This window comes from Rhodoblastus acidophilus (genome assembly GCF_900187365.1).
In the GTDB taxonomy this organism is placed as follows: domain Bacteria; phylum Pseudomonadota; class Alphaproteobacteria; order Rhizobiales; family Beijerinckiaceae; genus Rhodoblastus; species Rhodoblastus acidophilus.
The window spans coordinates 1-1,430 of sequence record NZ_FYDG01000065.1; the positions used below are offsets into that span (position 1 = coordinate 1).

Below are 1,430 nucleotides of genomic sequence, written 5' to 3' on the forward strand. Positions count from 1 at the left end.
CGGCGCGGGATGGGTTTTTTGTTCCCGCGCCGTGGGCGGAGCGCGCTTTTGCGTCGGCGCGCTCCGCCTTGTTCTGTCCGCCCTGATCCGCGCCGCCTCTCTCACCTGGTCGCGCGTCTCTGGGCTTTTCTCAGCTTTTTGCCCTGCGGCCATCTCCTTCACAAAACGATCCTCTCACAAGGGATTTTGCCTGTGGGCAAAAAGTTTTGGACATGGAGCAAAAAACGTCAGCAAGACTGCCCTATTTCGCCATGACATCCATACTCGTTGATAAGGCCCGGTCCTGGGCGGACTTCCTGGTCTTGCGCGAGGCGCGCGGGCCTGGCGATTTCATGCCGGCGATGTCCCGCGTGGCGCGCCGGATCGGCGTGCGCGAAAGCTACCTGAAAACGCTGCGGTACAAGAGCCCGAAGGACGTTCCCGCCTCCATCTACGAGAGTTTGCGCGCGGCTTATGAGGCCGAGTGCCTGCGTCAGGAACAAAAACTTGAACACGAATTGCGGATCGCGCGCGCCCTCGCTGATGCGACTGGGTCGGCTTTTGTGCGGGCGGCTGTTGCTGGCGCCGCTGGTGTTGCTGGCGTCGATTTTCCGCCGGCGGACGACGCGCCGGGAGTCTGACGGTGGTGAGCATGGGAAAAAAACACGACGATGCGGCGCGGGCGATGTTGAAACGCCTGATCGACGAAGGTTTTAGCGCGGCGCAGGTTGCGGCGTCCACCGATCTGGGGTCACGCAACGCCGTCATTGGGCTGGCGTTTCGGTTGGGGTTGCGGTTCAGCAGCAGGCCGAAAAACACCGCCGCGCGCAAAGACAGGATTGAGGCGGCGACGCGCCCTCCGTCGCCTCAGAACGCGGCGGCTCCCTGCTCGGGACCAGAGGAGCCGGCGCGGGCCGGGGCGGCTATGAAGGCCGCCCCGGTCACGAATTCAGAGGGTGAGGCGGCGCGGCCGTCGGCTCCAGTCGTACGGATATCCGAACAACTGACGCGGCCGTCGAGTGTTTCCGTCATTGATCCGCCGGAAGACGGACGGTTTCAGCTTTGGCATCTGACCGAACGCATGTGCCATTTCCCGCTTGGCGATCCGCGCAACGAGGACTTCCGTTTTTGCGGGGCGGCGAAGCCCGTTGAGGGCGGTCCCTACTGCGCGGACCATGCGCAGCTCGCCTATACGGCGGCGCGCTCCGACACCCGTGAGGCGCGCCGCGAGCGCGGCAAGATGCGGTTTTATGAATTCACCAAGGTTCGGGCGGTGGTGTGATGAGCGAATTGCCGGCGCGTCGCCCAAATCTGACGTTCAATTTTTTCGCTGACCCTGATCGGCAGCAGCTCGCGGTGGCGAGCGTCGGCTTCATGCCTGACGGCCGCGTGGGCGAGATATTCCTCAACGCGGCGCACCGCGATCAGTTCATGGATCATCTGATCCGCGA

At 63.6% G+C, this 1,430-nt stretch carries 3 protein-coding genes; all 3 read left to right on the forward strand.

Going from position 1 to position 1,430, the window contains the following annotated elements; genetic code table 11:
• The coding region (locus tag CFB24_RS23475; protein ID WP_206605518.1) for a hypothetical protein at positions 1 to 271 on the forward strand (271 nt) is incomplete at its 5' end.
• A 61-nt stretch (positions 272 to 332) separates the two neighbouring features.
• Entirely contained in the window at positions 333 to 620 is a 288-nt protein-coding gene (locus tag CFB24_RS22215; protein WP_141098592.1) for a hypothetical protein, read from the forward strand.
• Between the two features lie 44 nt (positions 621 to 664).
• A complete protein-coding gene (locus tag CFB24_RS22220) occupies positions 665 to 1,261 on the forward strand; it encodes a GcrA family cell cycle regulator (protein WP_245295411.1) in 597 nt (198 codons plus the stop codon).
• Positions 1,262 to 1,430 lie beyond the last annotated feature (169 nt).

What these genes read in the sequence shown, in the direction of transcription:
- CFB24_RS22215 (WP_141098592.1), top strand. Translation starts at nt 333, where the DNA reads ATGCCGGCGATGTCCCGCGTGGCGCGCCGGATCGGCGTGCGCGAAAGC.
- CFB24_RS22220 (WP_245295411.1), top strand. Translation starts at nt 665, where the DNA reads ATGTTGAAACGCCTGATCGACGAAGGTTTTAGCGCGGCGCAGGTTGCG.